The 17,697-nt window shown below is 69.7% G+C and carries 18 protein-coding genes; 7 read left to right on the plus strand and 11 right to left on the minus strand.

Going from position 1 to position 17,697, the window contains the following annotated elements:
* Positions 1–91 precede the first annotated feature (91 nt).
* The 6 genes from N5095_RS14890 to N5095_RS14915 form a co-directional block, all read right to left on the minus strand.
* The gene (locus N5095_RS14890; protein WP_267623756.1) at positions 92–1,339 is read right to left on the minus strand and encodes a serine hydrolase domain-containing protein; all 1,248 of its coding nucleotides are present in this window, start codon (positions 1,337–1,339) and stop codon (positions 92–94) included.
* Between the two features lie 248 nt (positions 1,340–1,587).
* A complete protein-coding gene (locus tag N5095_RS14895) occupies positions 1,588–2,838 on the minus strand; it encodes an alpha/beta hydrolase family protein (RefSeq protein WP_267623757.1) in 1,251 nt (416 codons plus the stop codon).
* A 47-nt stretch (positions 2,839–2,885) separates the two neighbouring features.
* A complete protein-coding gene (locus N5095_RS14900; protein WP_267623758.1) occupies positions 2,886–3,992 on the minus strand; it encodes a phosphotransferase family protein in 1,107 nt (368 codons plus the stop codon).
* A gap of 149 nt (positions 3,993–4,141) precedes the next feature.
* Positions 4,142–4,759 (minus strand): translation initiation factor IF-2 subunit beta, encoded by a 618-nt coding sequence (locus N5095_RS14905; protein WP_267623759.1) that lies wholly within the window; start codon positions 4,757–4,759, stop codon positions 4,142–4,144.
* A gap of 75 nt (positions 4,760–4,834) precedes the next feature.
* The gene (locus N5095_RS14910) at positions 4,835–6,016 is read right to left on the minus strand and encodes a winged helix DNA-binding domain-containing protein (RefSeq protein ID WP_267623761.1); all 1,182 of its coding nucleotides are present in this window, start codon (positions 6,014–6,016) and stop codon (positions 4,835–4,837) included.
* Positions 6,017–6,137: 121 nt separating this feature from the next.
* Positions 6,138–7,220: a Gfo/Idh/MocA family protein gene (locus tag N5095_RS14915; protein WP_267623763.1), complete on the minus strand. Its 1,083-nt coding sequence runs from the start codon at positions 7,218–7,220 to the stop codon at positions 6,138–6,140.
* A 132-nt stretch (positions 7,221–7,352) separates the two neighbouring features.
* On the opposite strand from N5095_RS14915, the gene N5095_RS14920 reads away from it, so the two are divergent.
* Positions 7,353–8,237: an NmrA/HSCARG family protein gene (locus N5095_RS14920; RefSeq protein WP_267623764.1), complete on the plus strand. Its 885-nt coding sequence runs from the start codon at positions 7,353–7,355 to the stop codon at positions 8,235–8,237.
* Between the two features lie 37 nt (positions 8,238–8,274).
* Here the strand turns inward: N5095_RS14920 and N5095_RS14925 are convergent, their stop codons facing one another.
* A complete protein-coding gene (locus N5095_RS14925) occupies positions 8,275–9,264 on the minus strand; it encodes an aldo/keto reductase (RefSeq protein WP_267623765.1) in 990 nt (329 codons plus the stop codon).
* Between the two features lie 179 nt (positions 9,265–9,443).
* Here N5095_RS14925 and N5095_RS14930 point away from each other — a divergent pair, with 179 nt between their 5' ends.
* The 3 genes from N5095_RS14930 to ftsZ all read left to right on the plus strand — a co-directional run bounded on the left by N5095_RS14930 (position 9,444) and on the right by ftsZ (position 11,705).
* Positions 9,444–10,130 carry a double zinc ribbon domain-containing protein gene (locus N5095_RS14930; protein ID WP_267623766.1) on the plus strand — a complete coding sequence of 229 codons (687 nt, stop codon included), beginning with the start codon at positions 9,444–9,446 and terminating at the stop codon, positions 10,128–10,130.
* Between the two features lie 208 nt (positions 10,131–10,338).
* The gene (locus N5095_RS14935; protein WP_267623767.1) at positions 10,339–10,524 is read left to right on the plus strand and encodes a ribbon-helix-helix domain-containing protein; all 186 of its coding nucleotides are present in this window, start codon (positions 10,339–10,341) and stop codon (positions 10,522–10,524) included.
* 2 nt (positions 10,525–10,526) lie between these two features.
* Positions 10,527–11,705 carry a cell division protein FtsZ gene (ftsZ, locus tag N5095_RS14940; protein ID WP_267623768.1) on the plus strand — a complete coding sequence of 393 codons (1,179 nt, stop codon included), beginning with the start codon at positions 10,527–10,529 and terminating at the stop codon, positions 11,703–11,705.
* A gap of 332 nt (positions 11,706–12,037) precedes the next feature.
* Here ftsZ and ncsA read toward each other — a convergent pair whose 3' ends face one another.
* Both ncsA and N5095_RS14950 read right to left on the minus strand, forming a co-directional pair.
* Positions 12,038–13,027, minus strand: coding sequence for a tRNA 2-thiolation protein NcsA (gene ncsA, locus N5095_RS14945; RefSeq protein WP_267623769.1), 990 nt, complete (start codon positions 13,025–13,027; stop codon positions 12,038–12,040).
* A 141-nt stretch (positions 13,028–13,168) separates the two neighbouring features.
* Positions 13,169–14,674, minus strand: coding sequence for a dihydrolipoyl dehydrogenase family protein (locus N5095_RS14950; protein ID WP_267623771.1), 1,506 nt, complete (start codon positions 14,672–14,674; stop codon positions 13,169–13,171).
* A gap of 96 nt (positions 14,675–14,770) precedes the next feature.
* On the opposite strand from N5095_RS14950, the gene N5095_RS14955 reads away from it, so the two are divergent.
* From N5095_RS14955 to N5095_RS14965, 3 genes are all read left to right on the plus strand, one after another.
* Positions 14,771–15,235, plus strand: a complete 465-nt coding sequence (locus N5095_RS14955) for a PaaI family thioesterase (protein WP_267623773.1) — start codon at positions 14,771–14,773, stop codon at positions 15,233–15,235.
* A 101-nt stretch (positions 15,236–15,336) separates the two neighbouring features.
* Positions 15,337–15,993 (plus strand): DUF7095 family protein, encoded by a 657-nt coding sequence (locus N5095_RS14960; RefSeq protein WP_267624490.1) that lies wholly within the window; start codon positions 15,337–15,339, stop codon positions 15,991–15,993.
* 229 nt (positions 15,994–16,222) lie between these two features.
* Entirely contained in the window at positions 16,223–16,507 is a 285-nt protein-coding gene (locus N5095_RS14965; RefSeq protein WP_267623774.1) for a hypothetical protein, read from the plus strand.
* A gap of 23 nt (positions 16,508–16,530) precedes the next feature.
* Here N5095_RS14965 and N5095_RS14970 read toward each other — a convergent pair whose 3' ends face one another.
* Entirely contained in the window at positions 16,531–16,989 is a 459-nt protein-coding gene (locus N5095_RS14970; protein WP_267623775.1) for an OsmC family protein, read from the minus strand.
* 40 nt (positions 16,990–17,029) lie between these two features.
* On the minus strand, positions 17,030–17,697 hold a 668-nt coding region (locus N5095_RS14975), incomplete at its 5' end, for a methyltransferase domain-containing protein (protein WP_267623776.1).

Consider the following 17,697-nt stretch of genomic DNA (forward strand, 5'->3'; position numbering starts at 1 on the left):
CCGCGACCATCACGAGCGAAGCAAGAGCCAGGTAGGCGACAGCAATCTGCCGGGAACCTGTATTCGCGGCGTTATCGAATCGTGCAGAACGTCAGAGTCGGGTACGGGGTGAGTCCGTCTCCGAGCTCCGGCGTTCGATGCACTCGTAGACGGCTTCCCTGAGTGCCACCTCCCGGGGGTCGTCCTTCAGGTGGAGGCCCAGTCGGTTGGGTGTGTAGGCAAAGCCCAGTCCCACGTCGGGGTCCGCGAACCCGAACGAGCCGCCGGCGCCGGGAGTGCCGAACGAGGCATCTGAAGTCCCGAACCGGAAGTCGGGCGACGGTTTCGAATATCCCATCGCGTACGCCGTCTCCATGCCGATGACGACGTCCCGCCGGTCACCTGACGGCGGCAACGGAGGCGCGGTCAATTCCGCGAACACGTCCTTGTCGAGACCCAGCGCCCCGCCGCCCGTCGCGAGTTCACCATACAGCCGTGCCATCGCACGGGCGGTTCCGATGCCGTTGCCCGAGGGAATCTCCACCGCACGGAACGCCGGACTGTTCAGGTCGGCCGGACGCCGGGTATCGAGCACATTCAGCGCCCGATTCGTCACCGACCACGGGTTGAAAAACGACAGGACGAACCGCGGCGACAGTGTCCGGAGGTTCAAGAGCATATCCAGATACCCAAATGCATCGAGGTCCGCCACGCGGTCGGGTGGAATCTCCTCGGGAAGCCCGATGTAGAACTCCAGGCCGAGCGGCTCGGCTACCTCCTCGGTGAAGAACTGTCCCAGCGTCCGTCCGTCGGTGTGTCGGAGCAGTTCGCTTGCGTACCAGCCCAGTGTGAACGCATGGTAGCCGTGGCGGGTGCCGGGCACCCAGTCGAGTTTCTCGCTCGCGAGCAGGCCCGAGAGGAACTCCGTGTCGGCAATCTGCTCCGGCGAGAGGCGCCCATCGAGCGTCGCGAGCCCTGCCTGGTGACTCAGCAACTGTCGGACCGTGACCTGGTCCTTCCCGTGCTGGGCGAACGCTGGCCAGTGGTCGGCGATGCGGTCGTCGAGTGCAAACAACCCCCGCGAGAGCGCGACAGCGATGGCCGCCGCCGTCATCCCCTTCGTCCCCGAGGCCACGAGGACCATCGTGTCGGCCTCCCACGGATGCTCGTGGTCGGTGTCCCGGTAGCCACCCCAGAGGTCGACGACGAGCTCGCCGCGAGAGTAGACGGCAACCGCCGCCCCCAATTCGTTGCGGTCGTGAAAATTCTCCGCGAACACTTCACGGACAGGCTCGAACCCGGACTCGACGGTGCCGTGGATTGTCACGGCGCCCGCGGACGGCACGCTAACGTTTGACACCCCATCTGATACGTCCTCTGAAAGCATAACCGTGGAGTCGATAACTATCTGGGCGATTGGCCGACTCGCGCCCTGTATGCAGCACGGCGAAGCCGGCAAAACTGTGGGTGGTTGGCCTTCCTCTGGTAGACATACGCTCTGCCTCCAGGAACTGAGTCACACGACCACCACACGGAAGAAAGGACTCTGGACACGTCCGTCGACGCGAGGCTTCACGGCCTGTTCGAATCGGGACAGTTCCGGGACGTTCACGACCCCCGCCCGAGCGTCTCGTCCAGCCAGTCGTACACCACCCCGTGGGCCAGCGAGAGGTTCCCGACCTGACAGTGGTCGGCGGCGCCCTCCTCGCGGGTAAACACTCGCAACTCGGCCTCCCCACCCAACCGGTCGACGAGTTCGTACGCCAGCGGCAGCGGCATCAGGTGGTCGTCCTCGCCGGCGAGCACGAGCGTCGGACACTCGATACGATCCGCGACGTCGACGAGCGAGTACTCCTTCAGCGTCGCCGAGAGTCCCGCGGCGTCGACGCCGAACACCCACTCCGAGTTCCGCAGTTGCCACCGGGCGCCGGGGTCGAGTCGCGCCCGGAGGCTCGCGACCGCGTTCACGACGGGGCCGGGGACCTGCTCGACCAGCGAGGCGACAGACTCCTTCCCGAAGGTCGCCGCCTCCCACACCCCGAGGCAGTGGTCGAAGGCGACGCAGGCGGCGACACGGTCGTCGAAGGCGGCGGCGCGCGGGGCGTAGTAGCCGCCCATACTCGCGCCGAGGAGGGCGGTTCGGTCGTCGTCGACTGTGGGTTCGTCCCCCAGGAAGTCGAGGACGGGACCGACGACGGCCTCCCAGTCGGGGCGGGCCGTCAGGCCGTCGTATCTGAGTGGCGCACCCTGTCCGGGCCCGTCGAAGGCGAGGACGGCGTACCCGCGTTCGAGCGCGGCGGGGACCCCACAGAGAAAGTACAACTCCTCGGCGATAGCGTCGAACCCTCCGACCGCGACGACCGTCGGGCGAGCCTCCGCCGACGGCGAAGGCGAAGACGTAGACGAAGTCGACGAGGACGCGGGTTCGAACAGGTACCCCGGGAGGGTCCGACCCTCGTACGGGACCTCGACCTCGCGCGCGGCGGCGTCCAGCAGGGGGAGCGCCGCCCGGAACGTCTCTCGGCTTCGTTCGTAGGTCGGGAGTCGACGCGGGTCGTCCGGGCCGAGGAAGAACTCCGCGGTTCGATAGTAGTTCGACGCCCGCAGGAGGGCGTCGCGGGCGGTCTCCTCGTGGCCGGCCGCCAGTGCGCTCTCGGCCTCGCCGGCGACGCGGTCGGCGGTCGCGCGCCACGCCACGTACCAGCCGACGTAGTCGCCGTCTTCGACGCCTTCGCCGTCCTCGGCCCCGTCGACCGTCGCGAGCACCTCCCCGAGTTCGGCGCCGCGGTAGGTCGCGTAGGCGGCCGCCCGACGGGTCTGGTAGTCGAACGTCGGGTCGTCGAACGCGAGCGGTCGCATGGGGAGGAGTACGCGTCGGGGGTCCAAGAAACGACCCCCGTGACCGGCTACAGCGGGGACGCGCCGTTCGTGATTCGCTCGGCGACCAGCGCCAGATACTCGATCAGCGGTTCGCGCTCGGGCGCCGCGCCGGTCGCGACCCGGTTCCGGTCGAGGTCCGCCCACACCGTCGCCAGCCCGAACGTCGCGTTCGCCACGTAGAACCGCTCGTGTTCGAACCGAGCGCCCGTGGCACCCTCGTAGCGGGCGACCAGCTCCCGGCGGCCGAGGCTTCCGGCGTCGGCCGCGAACGGGGAGAGTCCGTGCTCGTGCATCCTGCGAACCCACGTCATCCCGTCGTGGTCCGGGTACCGGGCTTCGAGGTCGGCGAACGCATCGGGCGCCGGTCGCGGGTCGTCCGCTCCCCGCCAGTCGAGCAGGAAGTAGCCGAGTTCGGCCAGCGGGTCGCCGAGCGCCGCGGTCTCCCAGTCGAGAACCCCGGTGAGGTCGGGCCGGCCGTCGTCGGTGCCGGTGAACAGGAGGTTCCCCGTCCGGAAGTCGCCGTGGGTGAGGCTCGTCGTCGGACTCGGCGGGACGTGCTCTGCGAGCCAGTCACCGACGGCCCGGAGGGTCGGGAACTCCTGCCCGGTCACGCGCGCCGCCTCGTCGAGCCGGTCGGTCGCGGCGTCGAGTTGGTCTCGCGGCGGCCGGCGCTCCAGCACGTCCTCGAACGGCTCGGTCGGGAGGGAGTGTATCCGTGCGAGCGTGTCGACCGACTGCTGGGCGATGCGGCGGCGCGCGTCCGGGTCCCGGTACCGGCGTGGAAGGTCCTCTCCACGCGGGAACGGCTCACCGTCGAGCGCCGTCGTGAGACAGAACGGGCCGCCGGGGACCGACTCGTCGTCACAGAAGCGGACGGGTTCCGGGACCGGCACGTCGGTGTCGCGGAGCCGCTTCAGGGTCGCGTACTCCGTCCGCAGGTCGACGAACAGCCCCGACTCTCGGAGCTTGTTCGGCCGCCGCAGGACGTACCGGTCGGCGTCGGCAGTCGATATCGCGACGACGAGGTTGAGGCCGTCGCTCACCACCTCGGTGTCGGTCACCGTCGTCTCCAGTACCGACGAGAGGTACGACCGGAGGGCGTCGGCGTCGAAGTCGGTCGCGGTGTCGCTCACGACCGGAGCGACTCGGGGCGGGCCGAAAAGCCCCGCGGTGGTGTGGGTTGCACCCGCGTTCGAGGCGAAACCGAAGACGGGTCGGTCGAGCCGACGACCCGGGAACGCGAGTCGAGAACGGAGAATCGGCGTCGAGCGCCGCGGACGGCTCAGTCCTGGACGATGCGCGAGAACGCCAGCGTGCCGGAGATGTTCTCGATGTAGATGTTCACCACGTCGCCCTCCTGTGCGCCGGGGACGAAGATGGTGTACTTGCCCTTCTCGGCGACGCCGTCGCCCTTGCGGCCGGTGCCGGTGATTTTGACCTCGTAGGTCTGGCCCTCCTCGACCTCGTCGCGGTTCTGCTGGCTCGACGAGGAGCGCTTGCGCTTCGAGACGGGGCGGAACGCGCCGCAGGCCTCACAGCGAAGCATCAGCGTGCGGTCCTCGTGGACGAGACGGGTGTCGGGCAGGCCACACTCGCCACAAGTGACGTACGTGGCGATGTACTTGTCGAGGGCGGCCTGCATGTCCGAGGCGGAGAAGTTCCCGTTGTAGCGGGCGCGGCCGTCCTCGTACTGGCCGTTCGTCCCGAGGTCGCGCTGGATGTTCGAGTGGACGTGCTCGGGGTCGCGCGACAGCGCGTCGGCGATGGCCGAGAGGTTGGTGAGCCGCGTGAACGCACCGTCCTTCTGCACGGTCGGGTCCGGGACCGAGAGGCGCTCGTCGTCCCCTTTCAGGTCGGGGACCTGCTCGAGCGCTCGGTCGAGGCTTGCGTCGTAGTCCATGGGCGGGTGGAGGCGACCGCGACCTAAAGGCGTTCCGTGATAGGCCCTCCCGGAACGGACGGCGACGCCGGTCGCTCAGCCGGCGTCGACACCCGCGATTCGGGCGTCGACGGCGGCACCGAGGAACCGACCCACGTCGGTGGCTTCGGCGTGGACTCCCTCCGCGACGACCGAGCCGAACTCCGACGGCTCGAACGGCTCGACGGCGACGCCGACCGTCCTCCGCGTCCGGTCCAGCGTCCACGTGCCGACGACCGCGCCGTCGACGACGACCGTCGGGCGGATGACGCCGCCGCCGGGCCAGACCGTCGAGGTGTGTTCGGCCGGAACCGGTCGGTTCTCCGGGGCGTACCCGAGCAGGTACGTGTCGTACCCCGGGAGGAGTCGGACGGCCGGCCCGTCGGACGGCGCGTCGACCGTGTCGGACACTGGCCCGATTTCTGATACGTCTTCGGCCAGCATCGCCGCCGGCGCAGACGCCCCTTCGACGAGTACCTCGACCCGTTCGTCTTCGACTGCAGCCCACGCCGCACGCACGTCCGCGGCGTACAGCCCGGACCACGCCGCGAAGTCCGGGAGGGACGTCGGCCCGTAAGCGGCGAGGTATCGTCGCGCCAGTTCGGTGAGCGCGGCTTCGCGGTCCGGTCCCTCGGCCCTGCCGGCGTCGGCCTCGACCGACTCGTCCAGCAGGTCGTACGCGCTCGCTCCGCCGAGGGGGCCGACCTCACAGATGACCCCCCACAGCGCGGCCCGCCTCACGAGGTAGAAGACGAGTTGGCTCCTCGGCGGCACCTCGACGCCGGCGGTTTCGAGCCGCGCCGCCAGGTCGTCCCGCGTGAGCGGACCGTCCGCGGCGATGGCCTCGCGGATGACCACCACCGCGTCGGCGACGGCCTCGTCGTCCAGTCCGAGTTCGGCAAGTCGCTTCGGCTCCGGGCTCCGGGTCGCAAACGTCGGTCCGAACAGCGAGAGCAACCACGGGAGGTCCGCTGTCGGGAGCAGGTGGAGCGTCCCGCGCGGGCCCCACGTCCGGACGACCGAGCGGTCCGTCGCGAGCGCGTCGTCCACGTCGGCCAGCGTCGTCCCCGGACAGCGAGCGCGCACCGAGAGCGCGGCGGCGGTCTTCTCCTGTGCCTGCAGGCCGCAGGCGCCGGCGACCGCGTCGGCAATCGACACGCGGTCGTCCGGTCGACGGTCGAGTCCCTGTGCCCGGAGTCGGAGTCGACGGGCCGCCGCGACCGAGAGTTCGAGCGTCACGGTCGGCCCTCGAGGGTCGTCGGGCGGGTGCTCGGAGAACGGGGCTGCATGGGTCGTGAAGGCGCCGACCGGGACTAAGACTTGCGCGCGACGCGCCGACCGAGGCCGATTCAGGGGTGACTCAGGACCGGTCCAGCGCCACGTCGTCGGGGTCGACGGCGACGAACGAGCCGTCGCCGCGGGCGGACTCGTAGGCGGCCTCGGTGACGGCCGTGACGCGGAGGCCGTCGAGGGCGGTCGCGACCGGCTCCGTCCCGGTTCGGACCGACTCGAGGAACGCGTCGACCTTCGACTGCTGGTTCCGCCGGTCGAGATACGGGCGGTGTTCGCCGCTCGTCTCGTCGATTTCGACGTACTCGCTCGGCTCCCAGTCCTTGCTGTCCATGGTGACGGCCCCCTGCTCGTCCCACATGCGTACGTGCTCGCGCATGCACGGCGTCTCGCCGGAGAGCGAGAAGGAGGCGGTCCCGCCGTTCGTGAAGCGGACGGTGACGTTCGCGCGGCCGTCGACGCGCCGTTCGTCGTCGACGAAGTCCATGCTCGCCGAGACGGCCTCGGGGGTGAGCCCGGTCGACCACAGCACGCAGTCGAGCAGGTGGCTCCCGGTGTCGTACAGGTAGCCGCCGCCGGAGAGGTCGGCGTTCTGTCGCCACGCCCCCTCGAAGCGGTCGACCCAATCCTGGCACACTTCGGCGGTGATCCACTTGGGTTCGCGGCCCTCCTCGGCCCACAGGTCACGAGCCTCGACGAACGCCTGAAACAGGTGGCGCTGGTAGCCGACCATCAGGACCTCCTCGCGCTCGGCGTCGCGGGCGACGAGGTCGCGGGCGTCGTCGAGGTCCGTGGTCAGGGGCTTGTCACAGAGGACGTGGAGGTCGTGTTCCATCGCCGCGAGAATCTGCTCGTAGTGGAGCGTGTGGGGCGTGCCGATGAGCACCGCGTCGAGTCCGTCCGCCTCGGCGTCGAGCATCGTCTCGTAGTCGGTGTAGCGACCGTCGGCGTCGACTTCGAGCTCCTCGGCGGCCTCCGTCAACGCGTCCTCGTCGATGTCGACCACCGCGACGACGCGGGCGTCCTCGTGTTCCGCGAACTCCCCGCCGACGACCGTCCCGATGTAGCCGGCGCCGACGACGCCGACCCGAGTCGGACGGAGTTCGGTGTCGGCGCTCGTCGTCCCATCACCGTCTACTGCAGTGTCACTCATTGGCGAGTGAACTCCGCCGGTGGCCAAAGGTGCTGTGTTTCGGGCGGGCGGTATCGCCGGGGGACAGGGACCCGTCGGGGAGGAGACAGCACCCGCGCGTGGCTTAAGCCGGCTCCGTGCCTCTCCGAGCGTATGGCTTCGAAGCGAATCCTCGTTGCAGGAGCCACCGGCAAGCAGGGCGGTGCGGTCGTCTCCCACCTCCGCTCCGGTGCGTACGGCGAGTTCGACGTCTTCGGACTGACCCGCGACGCGACGAGCGACGCGGCCCGCGAACTCGAATCTGCGGGCGTCCACGTCGTGGAGGGCGACCTCACCGACCGGGCGACGCTCGACGCCGCGCTGGAGGGGATGGACGGGGCGTTCCTCGTGACGACGTTCTTCGAGTCGGGCGTCGACGTCGAGACGGAGCAGGGCGAGACGTTCGTCGACGCCTGTGCCGACGCCGGCGTCGAACACCTCGTCTACGCCTCGGTGGGGGAGGCGGACGGCGACACCGGCCTGGCACACTTCGAGTCGAAGCACGCGGTCGAGCGCCACATCCGCGAGCGGGGCGTCCCGGCCACGGTCCTCAGGCCGGTGTTCTTCATGCAGAACTTCGAGGGGCTGCTGGGGGACGGACTCGACGAGGGCCGCCTCGCGATGCCGATGGCGGAAGGCGTCGAACTGGAGATGGTCGACGTCGACGACATCGGCGCCGTCGCCGCCATCGCGTTCGCGAATCCCGATGAGTACGTCGGCGAGACGATTCAACTCGCCGGCGACAGCCTGACCCTCGCGGAGATGGCCGAGGCGTTCGAGACGGTGCTCGGCCGCGACGTAGAGCCGGAGTACGTCCCCATCGAGGACGCCCGCGCGGCGATGGGCGACGAGATGGCGGACATGTTCGACTGGTTCGACCGCGTCGGCTACGACACCGACCGCGACGCGCTGGCGGTGCGGACCGGCCACGCGTTCGCCGACTTCGAGACGTACCTCGCCGAGCACTGGGGCGAGCGGCGGCGACCTGCGAGCGCGTAAACGCTCGGTTCAGACCTCGAAGCGTCGTTTACGCGCGTCACCACCGCTGGTGGACGTGTTCTTTCACGTGTGCCTCGTACACCCGTCGGACGGTCGCGTGTGTCTCTTCACTCGGCGCCGGGAGGTCCGCGGCGGCGACGTTCGACTCGATGTGTTCGGGGCTCGTGGAGCCGGGGATGACCGTCGACACCGCGTCGAAGGAGAGAATCCACCGGAGCGTGAACCCCGCCATCGTCGCGTCGTCGGGCACCGCGGGTCGGAGCGCCTCGACGGCCTCGGCGCCCGCGTCGAGGGGGACGCCCGCAAAGGTCTCGCCCACGTCGAACGCCTCGCCGTGACGGTTGAAGTTTCGGTGGTCGTTCTCCGGGAAGTCGGCGTCGGCGTCGACGTTCCCGGTCAGGAGCCCCGAGGCGAGCGGGACGCGGACGATGACGCCGACGTCCCGTTCGCGGGCGACCTCGAAGAAGCGCTCCGCGGGGCGCTGGCGGAAGGGGTTGAATATCAGCTGGACCGTCTCCACTCCGTCGAACTCCGTCGCCTTGAACGCCTGCTCGACCGTCTCGACGGAGACGCCGTAGGCGTCGACTTTGCCCGCGTCGCACAGCGCGTCGAGCGCGTCGAACGTCTCGGGCCGGTAGTAGACGGGCCACGGTGGACAGTGAAGCTGGAGCAGGTCGAGCGAGTCGACGCCGAGGTTCTCGCGGGAGCGGTCGACGAACGCCTCGAGGTGGCCGTGGTCGTACCCGTCGGCCTCGTGCGGGTCGAGGCGGCGGCCGGCCTTCGTGGCGACGGTCACGTCCCCGCGGGCGTCGCGCTCGTCGAGCACGTCGGCGATGAGCCGTTCGCTCCGTCCGTCGCCGTACACGTCGGCCGTGTCGAGGAAGTCGACGCCGGCGTCGAGGGCGGCACGCACGGCGTCGCGCCCGTCGTCGTCCGACACGTCTCCCCAATCGCCGCCAATCTGCCACGTGCCGAGGCCGACTTCCGTCACGTCGTACCCGGTGGTGCCGAGCGGTCGGTGGTCCATGGCCGACGGTCGGACGCCACGCCCCTAAGTGTCCGCGCACCGGCAGGCGCCTCGGCGGGTTGGCGAGGCTCGGCACCGCAAACGGGTGATTCGTCCGGGCGCGAGCCGGCCCCTCCCTCACACACGTCAGACGTATTGGATACATTGAAATAGCCCCACGTGCATGAGTGCCACGTACGATGAGCAAGATTACGTTCCGCGCCGCCGACGACCTCGTCGAGCGGATCGAGGCGCTCGACGTCTCGAAGAGCGAGGTCATGCGGGAGGCCCTGCGGGCGTACTTGTCCGACGACACCGGGGCACACATCTCGGACCTCGTCGACGAGGCGCCCGACGGCGGGGCCGTCGGCGCGTCCGACGGGGACACCGACGCGGACGGTGGCGGCCCCGGATCGGGCGCCGAGGCCGGAGCGGCGACGCTCGACGAGGTGCTGTTCGAGCGGGTCGACCGGTTGGTCGCCGAGCGGGTCGACGCCCATCTGGGGGACCGGGAGACCGTCCGGTCCACGGGCCGGACGCCGGCCCAGGACGTGAACGTAAACGTGACGCTCGAGGACGCTCGCGGCGGTTCGGCCGATTCCGAGCGGACGGCGGAGCCGGCGGCCGAGGCGCGTAAGACGCCACCCCGCGGTGCCGAGGCGGAAGCCCCGGAGGCCCCAGAGGCTCCGGAAGCCGCGAATCGACGGCGAACGTGCGGCCAGTGTGGGGACGCGATGGACGGAGACCACGTCTACTGTCCGAACTGCGGAGAGAAGGCGACCCACCGCGTGTTCTGTGACTGCGGGGACGAGCTCCGGTCGGACTGGGCGTTCTGTCCGGGCTGCGGTCGTCGGACGCCGGCGGCGGACGTTCTAGACGGCGCGTAAACGGCAGACTGCATCGGGTTCGGACCGGTGTGTGGACGGTCTGTCTTACGCACCCCGTAACGTTTATATTCCGTGGCACTATGGTATCGTTTGCGTAAGACAATCGTCTTACACAGCCGCACCGGGATGGGGACCGTACTCCCCGCTGGCGGTTTCGGGTGTAAGACGATGGCGGGGCTGCCCGCCGTCTTACCGGGGGAATACAACCATGGAGCGTGTGACACTGCGAATTCCGAAGCAGCAGATCGAAGCGGTCGAACAGATGGTCGAGACGGGCGAGTATCCGAACCGGAGCGAGGCGATTCGCTCCGCCGTCCGTGAGATGCTCAACGAGCAGGGTGACGGCACCCGCGAGTCCTCTCGACAGAACAAGCGCAACTGGGCCCAGGTGTAACGATGCAGGACATCGTTCAGGACGCACTGGACAACGCCGAGGCCGAGCAGCGCGAGATGAGCGAGATGGACGACGACGAGTTCGGCGACCCCCGAATCGTCATCGTCGGCTGTGGTGGTGCCGGTAACAACACCATCAACCGCCTGTACAACATCGGCGTCGACGGCGCCGAGACGGTCGCTATCAACACCGACAAGCAGCACCTCAAGATGATCGAGGCCGACACGAAGATCCTCGTCGGCAAGTCGCTCACCTCGGGGCTCGGTGCGGGTGGCGACCCCTCGATGGGCGAGCGTGCGACCGAGATGGCCCAGGGGACCATCAAGGAGGTCCTCGGCAACGCCGACCTCGTGTTCGTCACGGCCGGCATGGGTGGCGGCACCGGCACCGGCGCCGCGCCCGTCGTCTCGAAGATCGCCAAGGAGCAGGGCGCCATCGTCGTCGGCATGGTGTCGACGCCGTTCAACGTCGAGCGCGCCCGCACCGTCAAAGCCGAGGAGGGCCTCGAGAAGCTCCGTAACGAGGCGGACTCCATCATCGTCCTCGACAACAACCGACTGCTGGACTACGTCCCGAACCTGCCCATCGGCAAGGCGTTCTCCGTGATGGACCAGATCATCGCGGAGACCGTCAAGGGCATCTCCGAGACCATCACCCAGCCGTCGCTCATCAACCTCGACTACGCCGACATGTCCACCATCATGAACCAGGGTGGCGTGGCGGTGATGCTCGTCGGGGAGACCCAGGACAAGAACAAGACCACCGAGGTCGTCAACGACGCGATGAACCACCCGCTGCTGGACGTGGACTACCGGGGTGCCTCCGGTGGGCTCGTCCACATCACGGGCGGTCCGGACCTGACGCTGAAAGAGGCCGAGGGCATCGCGGACAACATCACCGAACGCCTCGAGGCCAGTGCGAACGTCATCTGGGGCGCGCGCATCCACGAGGAGTACAAGGGCAAGGTGCGGGTCATGGCCATCATGACCGGCGTCCAGTCCGCACAGGTGCTGGGTCCGTCCACCCAGAAGCAGGCCGACCGCTCCCGCGCGAGCATCGAGGGGGCTTCGGAGTTCCAGAACGACGCCAAGGCGAACGCGAACGCCGGCGGCTCCTGGCAGTCCGACGGCGGCCAGGAGGAAGTCGAGGAGAACGACAACGGCCTCGACGTCATCCGCTGAACGCGGTCGTCTCGGTTTCGACCGACCACTCTCTTTCACGCTGTCACGCTCTTCGCCCGGTAGCGGCCGTGTCGTCTGTGGGGCCTCCGCTCTCGAAGCGGCGAGCGGCGGTGTTCGAACGCCCGCCAGTCGTCGTTCGCGACTAGCGTCCCGTCTGGCTCCGCGCCGACTGCCCCGCCGCGGTTCGCCGACCGCCACGCCGAGACCCCCGAGCCGTCGGTCCCGTTCCCGCGCCCGCTCGCTTCCCGACTTTCACGTCGGGTCGAGCGCGTCGACGCGTTCCCTGTCGAGGTCGAACCGCGTCCACGCCGAGCGCGGCGTTTCGAGCGGAGTCAGTCGCCACCGACGGCGTCGACCAGTTGGCACTTCCGACAGACGTCGCCGGCCGTCGGCGACCCGCAGCGTTCACACTCGCCGAGGGAGTCGGGAGCGTTCTCACTGGCTCCCTGCTCCTCCCGGTTGTCCCGCGCCGCTAACTCGGCCAACTCCTCGTAGCCGGACATGATGGAGTGGCGCACGCCCGGGTGGTTCTCCTCCAGTCGGAGGAGGAGCTGTTGAATCTCCCCCCGATACGCCTCGGAGGCGTGTGGGCACTCCGTGATGTGCGCCGGGAGGTCGCGGAAGCGCGCGTAGAGGGCGACCTCCTTCTCGGGCACGTCCCGCAGCGGCTTGGCGCGCGGGACGAACTGCTCCGAATCCTCGCGCGCGTCGAAACTCCCGAGGCTCGCGTCGAAGTGCTTGGCGACCTGCTTCACGTCGCCCTCGAGGAAGTTCATCAGCGCGGTCTGCGCCTCGTCGTCGAGGTTGTGGCCCGTCAGGAGTTTGTCGGCGCCGAACTCCGCGGCGTACCCCGCAAGCAGGTCGCGGCGGAACACCCCGCAGTACGCACACGGGGCCATGTTCAACGGGTCGTCCTCGGCCACGTCGTCCATGCGGACGCCGAACTCCTCCTCGTAGGTGACGACCTCGTGACGGAGGTCCAGGTCCTCACAGAGGTCGACGCAGGCGTCGAGGGAGGCGTCGCGGTACCCCTCGATGCCCTCGTGGATGGAGAGGGCGACGAGGTCGACGCGGGGGTCCTTCCCGAACGTCTCGTCGAGGATGTGGGTGAGGACGACGCTGTCCTTTCCGCCGGAGAGGCCGATCACCCACGTCTCGGGCTCCTCGGGAGTGGCGTCGTCGGAGAGGAGGCCGTCCTCGCGGATTCGCCGGCGGACGCGCTTCTCGACGGAGCGACAGAGGTGCTCCTGACAGAGGTGGGCGCCCGAGTAGGCCGCGTAGTGGACGGCGTCCCGGCCGCACTTGTCGCACTCGGTGGTCACTGACGAGTGGTTGCCCGTGGGTGGGTTTGTGGGTTTCGTCTCTCCGTTTCAGTGGGTGGTGTGGTGGAGGGGCCGAACGGGGCTTTCGAAGGACACCGCGTTCGCAGCCGAAGTCGTCGCTCCCCGGACACTACCGCGAAATCACAACCCCGACACACCCACGTCCCCGAGCGCATCCCGAAACGCGCTCTGGACCAGCTCCGACAGCGCGGGGTGGACGTGAATCGTCTCGGCGACGTCCCGGGCGTCCCCACCCGACGCGACGGCCGTGTTCACCTCGTGAATCAGCGTCGACCCCTCCGGGCCGACGACGTGACAGCCCAGAACCTCCTCGTCCGCGCCGACGAGTGCCTTCACGAACCCGCCCTCGGGCTGGAGGAGCTTCCCGAGCGGGTGCCCCGAGTACTCTGCTCTCCCGACCTCGTACTCGACTCCGTCCTCGTCCAGTTCCGACGCGGTCCGCCCGAGCGAGCCGACCTGCGGCGACCCGAACACGGCGTGGGCCATCCCGGGGAACTCGACCTTGGCGCCCTCGCCGTGGACGGCGTTCTTCACCGCGTAGGCCGCCTCCTTGTCGCCGGAGTGCTTGAAGTTGTAGTTGTCCGCGACGTCGCCGATGGCCCACACGCCGTCGACGGAGGTGCGGAGCCGCTCGTCCACCATCACGAACCCGTCGTCGTCCGTCTCGATGCTCGCGGCGTCGACTGCCCAGCCGTCCGCGTCGGTGTTCGGCCGCCGCCCCACGGCGAGCAGGAGCGCGTCGCCGTCGACCGCGAGTTCGTCGCCGTCGTCGCTCTCCGCGTGGGCGGTGACCGTCCGGTCGTCGCCGTCACTGTCCCCGTCCGACGCCTCGACCGCTTCCACGCGATAGCCGGTGTGGACCTCGCGGTTCTCGCCGTCGGCGAACGCGTCGGTGAAGAACTCGGAGACGGCCTCGTCCTCGCGGGGGAGCAGGTGGTCACCGTGACCGACGACGACGACCTCGGTTCCCATCGCGGCGTAGAAGTGGCCCATCTCGGCGGCGATGTACCCGCCGCCCACGACGACCAACCGGTCGGGGCGTGCCTCCAGCCGCAGCGCGTCGTCGCTGGTAAGGTAGTCGACCTCGTCCAGCCCGTCGACGTCTGGGACGACCGGGCGCGACCCGCCGGCGAGCACCACGCGGTCGGCCGCGACGCGGACCGACTCGCCGGCGTCGCGTCGGTGACCCTCGGTCTCGGTCGCCTCGTCCAACTCGACCGCGACGGCGCGCTCGTCGACGAACCGACCCTCGCCGCGGTAGAGGGTGAGCGACTCGCGCTCGCGAGCCTCCTCGGCCTTGCGCTCTGCGACCTCGGTCACGTCCTCCGTGACGGTCCGCGTGATGTCGGCGAAGTCGACCCCCTCGACCGAGGCGTCGACGCCGAGTTCCCCGGCGGCCTCGACCGCCTCGACGAGGTCGGCCCGGTGGATGAGCTGTTTCGAGGGGTTGCAGCCTCGATTGAGGCAGGTACCGCCGAGCGGCCCCTTCTCGACGAGCGCCACGTCGAGCCCCGCCTCGGCGGCCTCGGCCGCGACGATGTTGCCGGTGCCGCCGCCCAGTACGAGCAGGTCGTGGGTCTCCGTCTCCGTCTCTGGCCCCGGCCGCGTTCCCGCTTCGGTGGTCATGTCGGTGAGGTAGGACCCCGCCCGAATGAATCTCATTGCCGATGCCGGCGGTTTCACAACCGGTTTCCCGACGGCCGCCTCGGAGGGGGAACAGGAATGACCGACGAATCCCTCCGCTCGCGACTGACCCGCCTCTACTTCAACTGCCATCCGACCTACCGGAGCACCGGTGGGTGGGTGACCCACCTCGCCGACGATTGGAGTCGCGCCCGCGTGAAGCTCCCGCTGACGTGGCGCACGAGGAACGTCCACGGGACGCTGTTCGGCGGGAGCATCTACGCCGCCGTCGACCCCCTGTACGCGCTCATGCTCGGCCGACGACTGGGTGCGGGGTACGAAGCGTGGGACGACGAGGCCCACGTCGACTTCCGTAAGCCGGGCCGGGAGACCCTGTACGCGGAGTGTCGGGTGTCGGACGAGGAGGTGGCGACGGTCCGCGAGGCGCTCGCCGGCGACGAATCGGCGTCGACGACCCGGGAGTACGACATCGACCTCGTCGACGCCGACGGGAGCGTCCACGCGACCGTCGAGAAGACGGTGTACGTCCGACGGCGGGAGTAGGACCGCGACGGTCATCCTCGGCGTCGACTTCGTTCCCGTTCCACGTCGCCCTCGGACCGGTGCCGTTTTGCCCGGCGGACCCCGACCACCGGGCGATGAGCATGGACCGCGCCGCCGCCCTCGACCGCGTGGAGGCGCTCCTCGACGCGGTCGAGGCCGAGGAGATGCCGGTGCCCGTCCGCGAGGTGTGGGTGTACGGCGACGTGGCGCTCGGACTCGACCCCATCGACCGCCTCGACGTCTACCTCACCAAGGACATCCTGATGCGCGGCGACGCCGACGCCGCCGCCGACTTCGAGGAACGACTCGGCGTGAAGGGAATCGGGCGCACCGTCCGCGCCGACTGGGCCGAGGCCCACCCCGAGTTCGTCCGCGCCAACGACAACGGGTACGCCGCCCCGGAGAAGTGCCTCGCCGCCCACCTCCTCGCCGAGAGCGAGGCCGACGACGAACCCGTCCACCTCGAGGTGTGCAACGCCTCCTTCGACGACAACGTCACCCAGCGCCTGAAGGGCGCCGTCGCCCGCGACGCCTACGAACAGATTCTCGACCCCCGCGGCGTCTGTCTGTGGGTCGACGGCCAGCGCGCCGAGGAGACGATGGAGAAGCTCCGCGGCGGCGAACTCCCCTTCCCGACGCTGTCGGGTGCCCTGGAGATGCTCGGGCTAGAGGACGAACAGGCCGCCGACGCGGCCGACGCGATGCGCGCTTACCGGGCCGAGCAGACAGGGACGACCGTTCGCGGCGACGTCGTCTAACCCGCCTTTTTTCGTCGGGGAATCGCCCGGCTTCACCGGCCTCAACCCCCGGCAAAAAAGGCCGCTCGCTCCCTCCGGTCGTCGCCGACGAGCACCGTTCGCCGGCTTCGAGCGGGAGCTTCGGTTCTACCTTGCTCGCGGTGCTACCGAATCGGCTCACAGCCTCCGTAGCCGCACGGCCCCGCAGTCGGCCACCACAGTTAGGACCGCCGACGTGGACTCGGTAGCCATGGCATCCGACGACGCGGAGCGACTGGAGACCCGACGATGGACGCTCAAACGCGGCGCCGCGGCGCTCGCGGCGGCCGGTGCGGTCGGCCTCGCCGGTTGTGGCAGTGCCGGTGAAGGCGAGGAGGGCGGCGAAGGTGAGGAAGGAGGCGAGGGTGGAGAAGGCGGCGAAGGCGAGGATGGCGGCGAGGGCGGCGAAAATGGAGAGAACGGCGAGGGAGGCGACGGTGAGGAGGGCGGCGAGGAGGAGGAGGGTCGCGTCGCCCCCGGCGGTCGGCCGGCGTAGCCGAGGCGACGTCACGGCCCGTCCTAGCGCGTCACCCCGAACGCCACCGCCGTCGGCGCGATGAGGTTGTCGAGCACGGGGTTGCGCGACTCCATCTCGGCGAGCCACGCGGTCACCGTCGCCTCGTCCTCGGTCGTGTCGAGGCCGACCGTCACCCGGATGGGGTCGAACCCGGCCCGGGCGTCGGTGTCCGCTCCGACGAAGCGCGCCGGGTCGATGTCGGCCTCGATGTCGACGCCGGTCACGGTGAGGTCGATGTCCATGTCGCTCGCGACCCTACTCCCGGTGACGTTCACACAGCCGGCGAGCGCGCCGAGGAGGTACTCCACCGGGGTCGGCCCCTCGTCGGTGCCGCCCGACGCCTCGGGCGCGTCGACGGTGAACGCGTGGTCCCGGACGCGGACGGTCGCCTTTCTCGGCCCGTGGGTGTCGGTACGGAGACGATACGTCTTCTTCGTCGACTGGCGGTGGGCGTCGCTCATGGCTCTCGACCGTCCCGGTACGCGGGCGAACGACCTGAACCTAGTTCTCACCGGGTGACCGGTTGGGCGGCCCGGCCCCGTCCTCACTCCCGTTCCCCGTCGCGGCGGGCACCCGCCCGACCGTCACGTCGAACGGCACGAGTTCCACCCGCCGATAGCGCTCCTCCTGCATCGCCCGGACAACCTCGCGGCCCATCTCCCGCCAGCGTCGGCGGACGTCGTCGTACCCCTCGTCGCCGAGCGCCCGCCGGAGTTCGGTCTCATGGTCCGCCAGCCCCGCACCGCTGGCCTTCCGTGCGGCGTCCTGGAGGTCGCCCTCGTCGTACGGCGGTTCGACCCGCTTCTCGTGGTGGTACCGGCGCGTCCGCACGTCCGAGAGACCCGCCGCCGTGAACAGTTCGCGGGCCCGGTCGCCGAGCGCCACGTCGGTTGCGACCCCGTCGAGGTACGCCGCTCGGACCTCGGCTTCGAGCGGCGCCTCGGCGTCGACGGTCGACTCCACGCCCACGTCGGCGTTGTCGGGTTCGACCGCGGCGACGAGGTCCGAGGAGACGCGGGCGAACTCCCGTATCGCCTCCCGTGGCTCGGGGAGGTTGACTAGCAGTGCCTGACAGACGACGAGGTCGGCGACCCCGTCGCGGAGGGGGAGCCGGGTCGCGTCGCCGGCGAGTACCGGACCGTCGGTCGCATCTCCGGCGACGGCGAGCA

The sequence above is a fragment of the Halobium salinum genome (assembly GCF_026586625.1).
Lineage (GTDB): Archaea > Halobacteriota > Halobacteria > Halobacteriales > Haloferacaceae > Halobium > Halobium salinum.

Coding starts and splice junctions, on each gene's coding strand:
- N5095_RS14895 (WP_267623757.1), bottom strand. CDS start 2,838: ATGCGACCGCTCGCGTTCGACGACCCGACGTTCGACTACCAGACCCGT.
- N5095_RS14905 (WP_267623759.1), bottom strand. CDS start 4,759: ATGGACTACGACGCAAGCCTCGACCGAGCGCTCGAGCAGGTCCCCGAC.
- N5095_RS14915 (WP_267623763.1), bottom strand. CDS start 7,220: ATGAGTGACACTGCAGTAGACGGTGATGGGACGACGAGCGCCGACACC.
- N5095_RS14920 (WP_267623764.1), top strand. CDS start 7,353: ATGGCTTCGAAGCGAATCCTCGTTGCAGGAGCCACCGGCAAGCAGGGC.
- N5095_RS14925 (WP_267623765.1), bottom strand. CDS start 9,264: ATGGACCACCGACCGCTCGGCACCACCGGGTACGACGTGACGGAAGTC.
- N5095_RS14930 (WP_267623766.1), top strand. CDS start 9,444: ATGAGCAAGATTACGTTCCGCGCCGCCGACGACCTCGTCGAGCGGATC.
- N5095_RS14935 (WP_267623767.1), top strand. CDS start 10,339: ATGGAGCGTGTGACACTGCGAATTCCGAAGCAGCAGATCGAAGCGGTC.
- ftsZ (WP_267623768.1), top strand. CDS start 10,527: ATGCAGGACATCGTTCAGGACGCACTGGACAACGCCGAGGCCGAGCAG.
- N5095_RS14950 (WP_267623771.1), bottom strand. CDS start 14,674: ATGACCACCGAAGCGGGAACGCGGCCGGGGCCAGAGACGGAGACGGAG.
- N5095_RS14955 (WP_267623773.1), top strand. CDS start 14,771: ATGACCGACGAATCCCTCCGCTCGCGACTGACCCGCCTCTACTTCAAC.
- N5095_RS14960 (WP_267624490.1), top strand. CDS start 15,337: ATGGACCGCGCCGCCGCCCTCGACCGCGTGGAGGCGCTCCTCGACGCG.
- N5095_RS14965 (WP_267623774.1), top strand. CDS start 16,223: ATGGCATCCGACGACGCGGAGCGACTGGAGACCCGACGATGGACGCTC.
- N5095_RS14970 (WP_267623775.1), bottom strand. CDS start 16,989: ATGAGCGACGCCCACCGCCAGTCGACGAAGAAGACGTATCGTCTCCGT.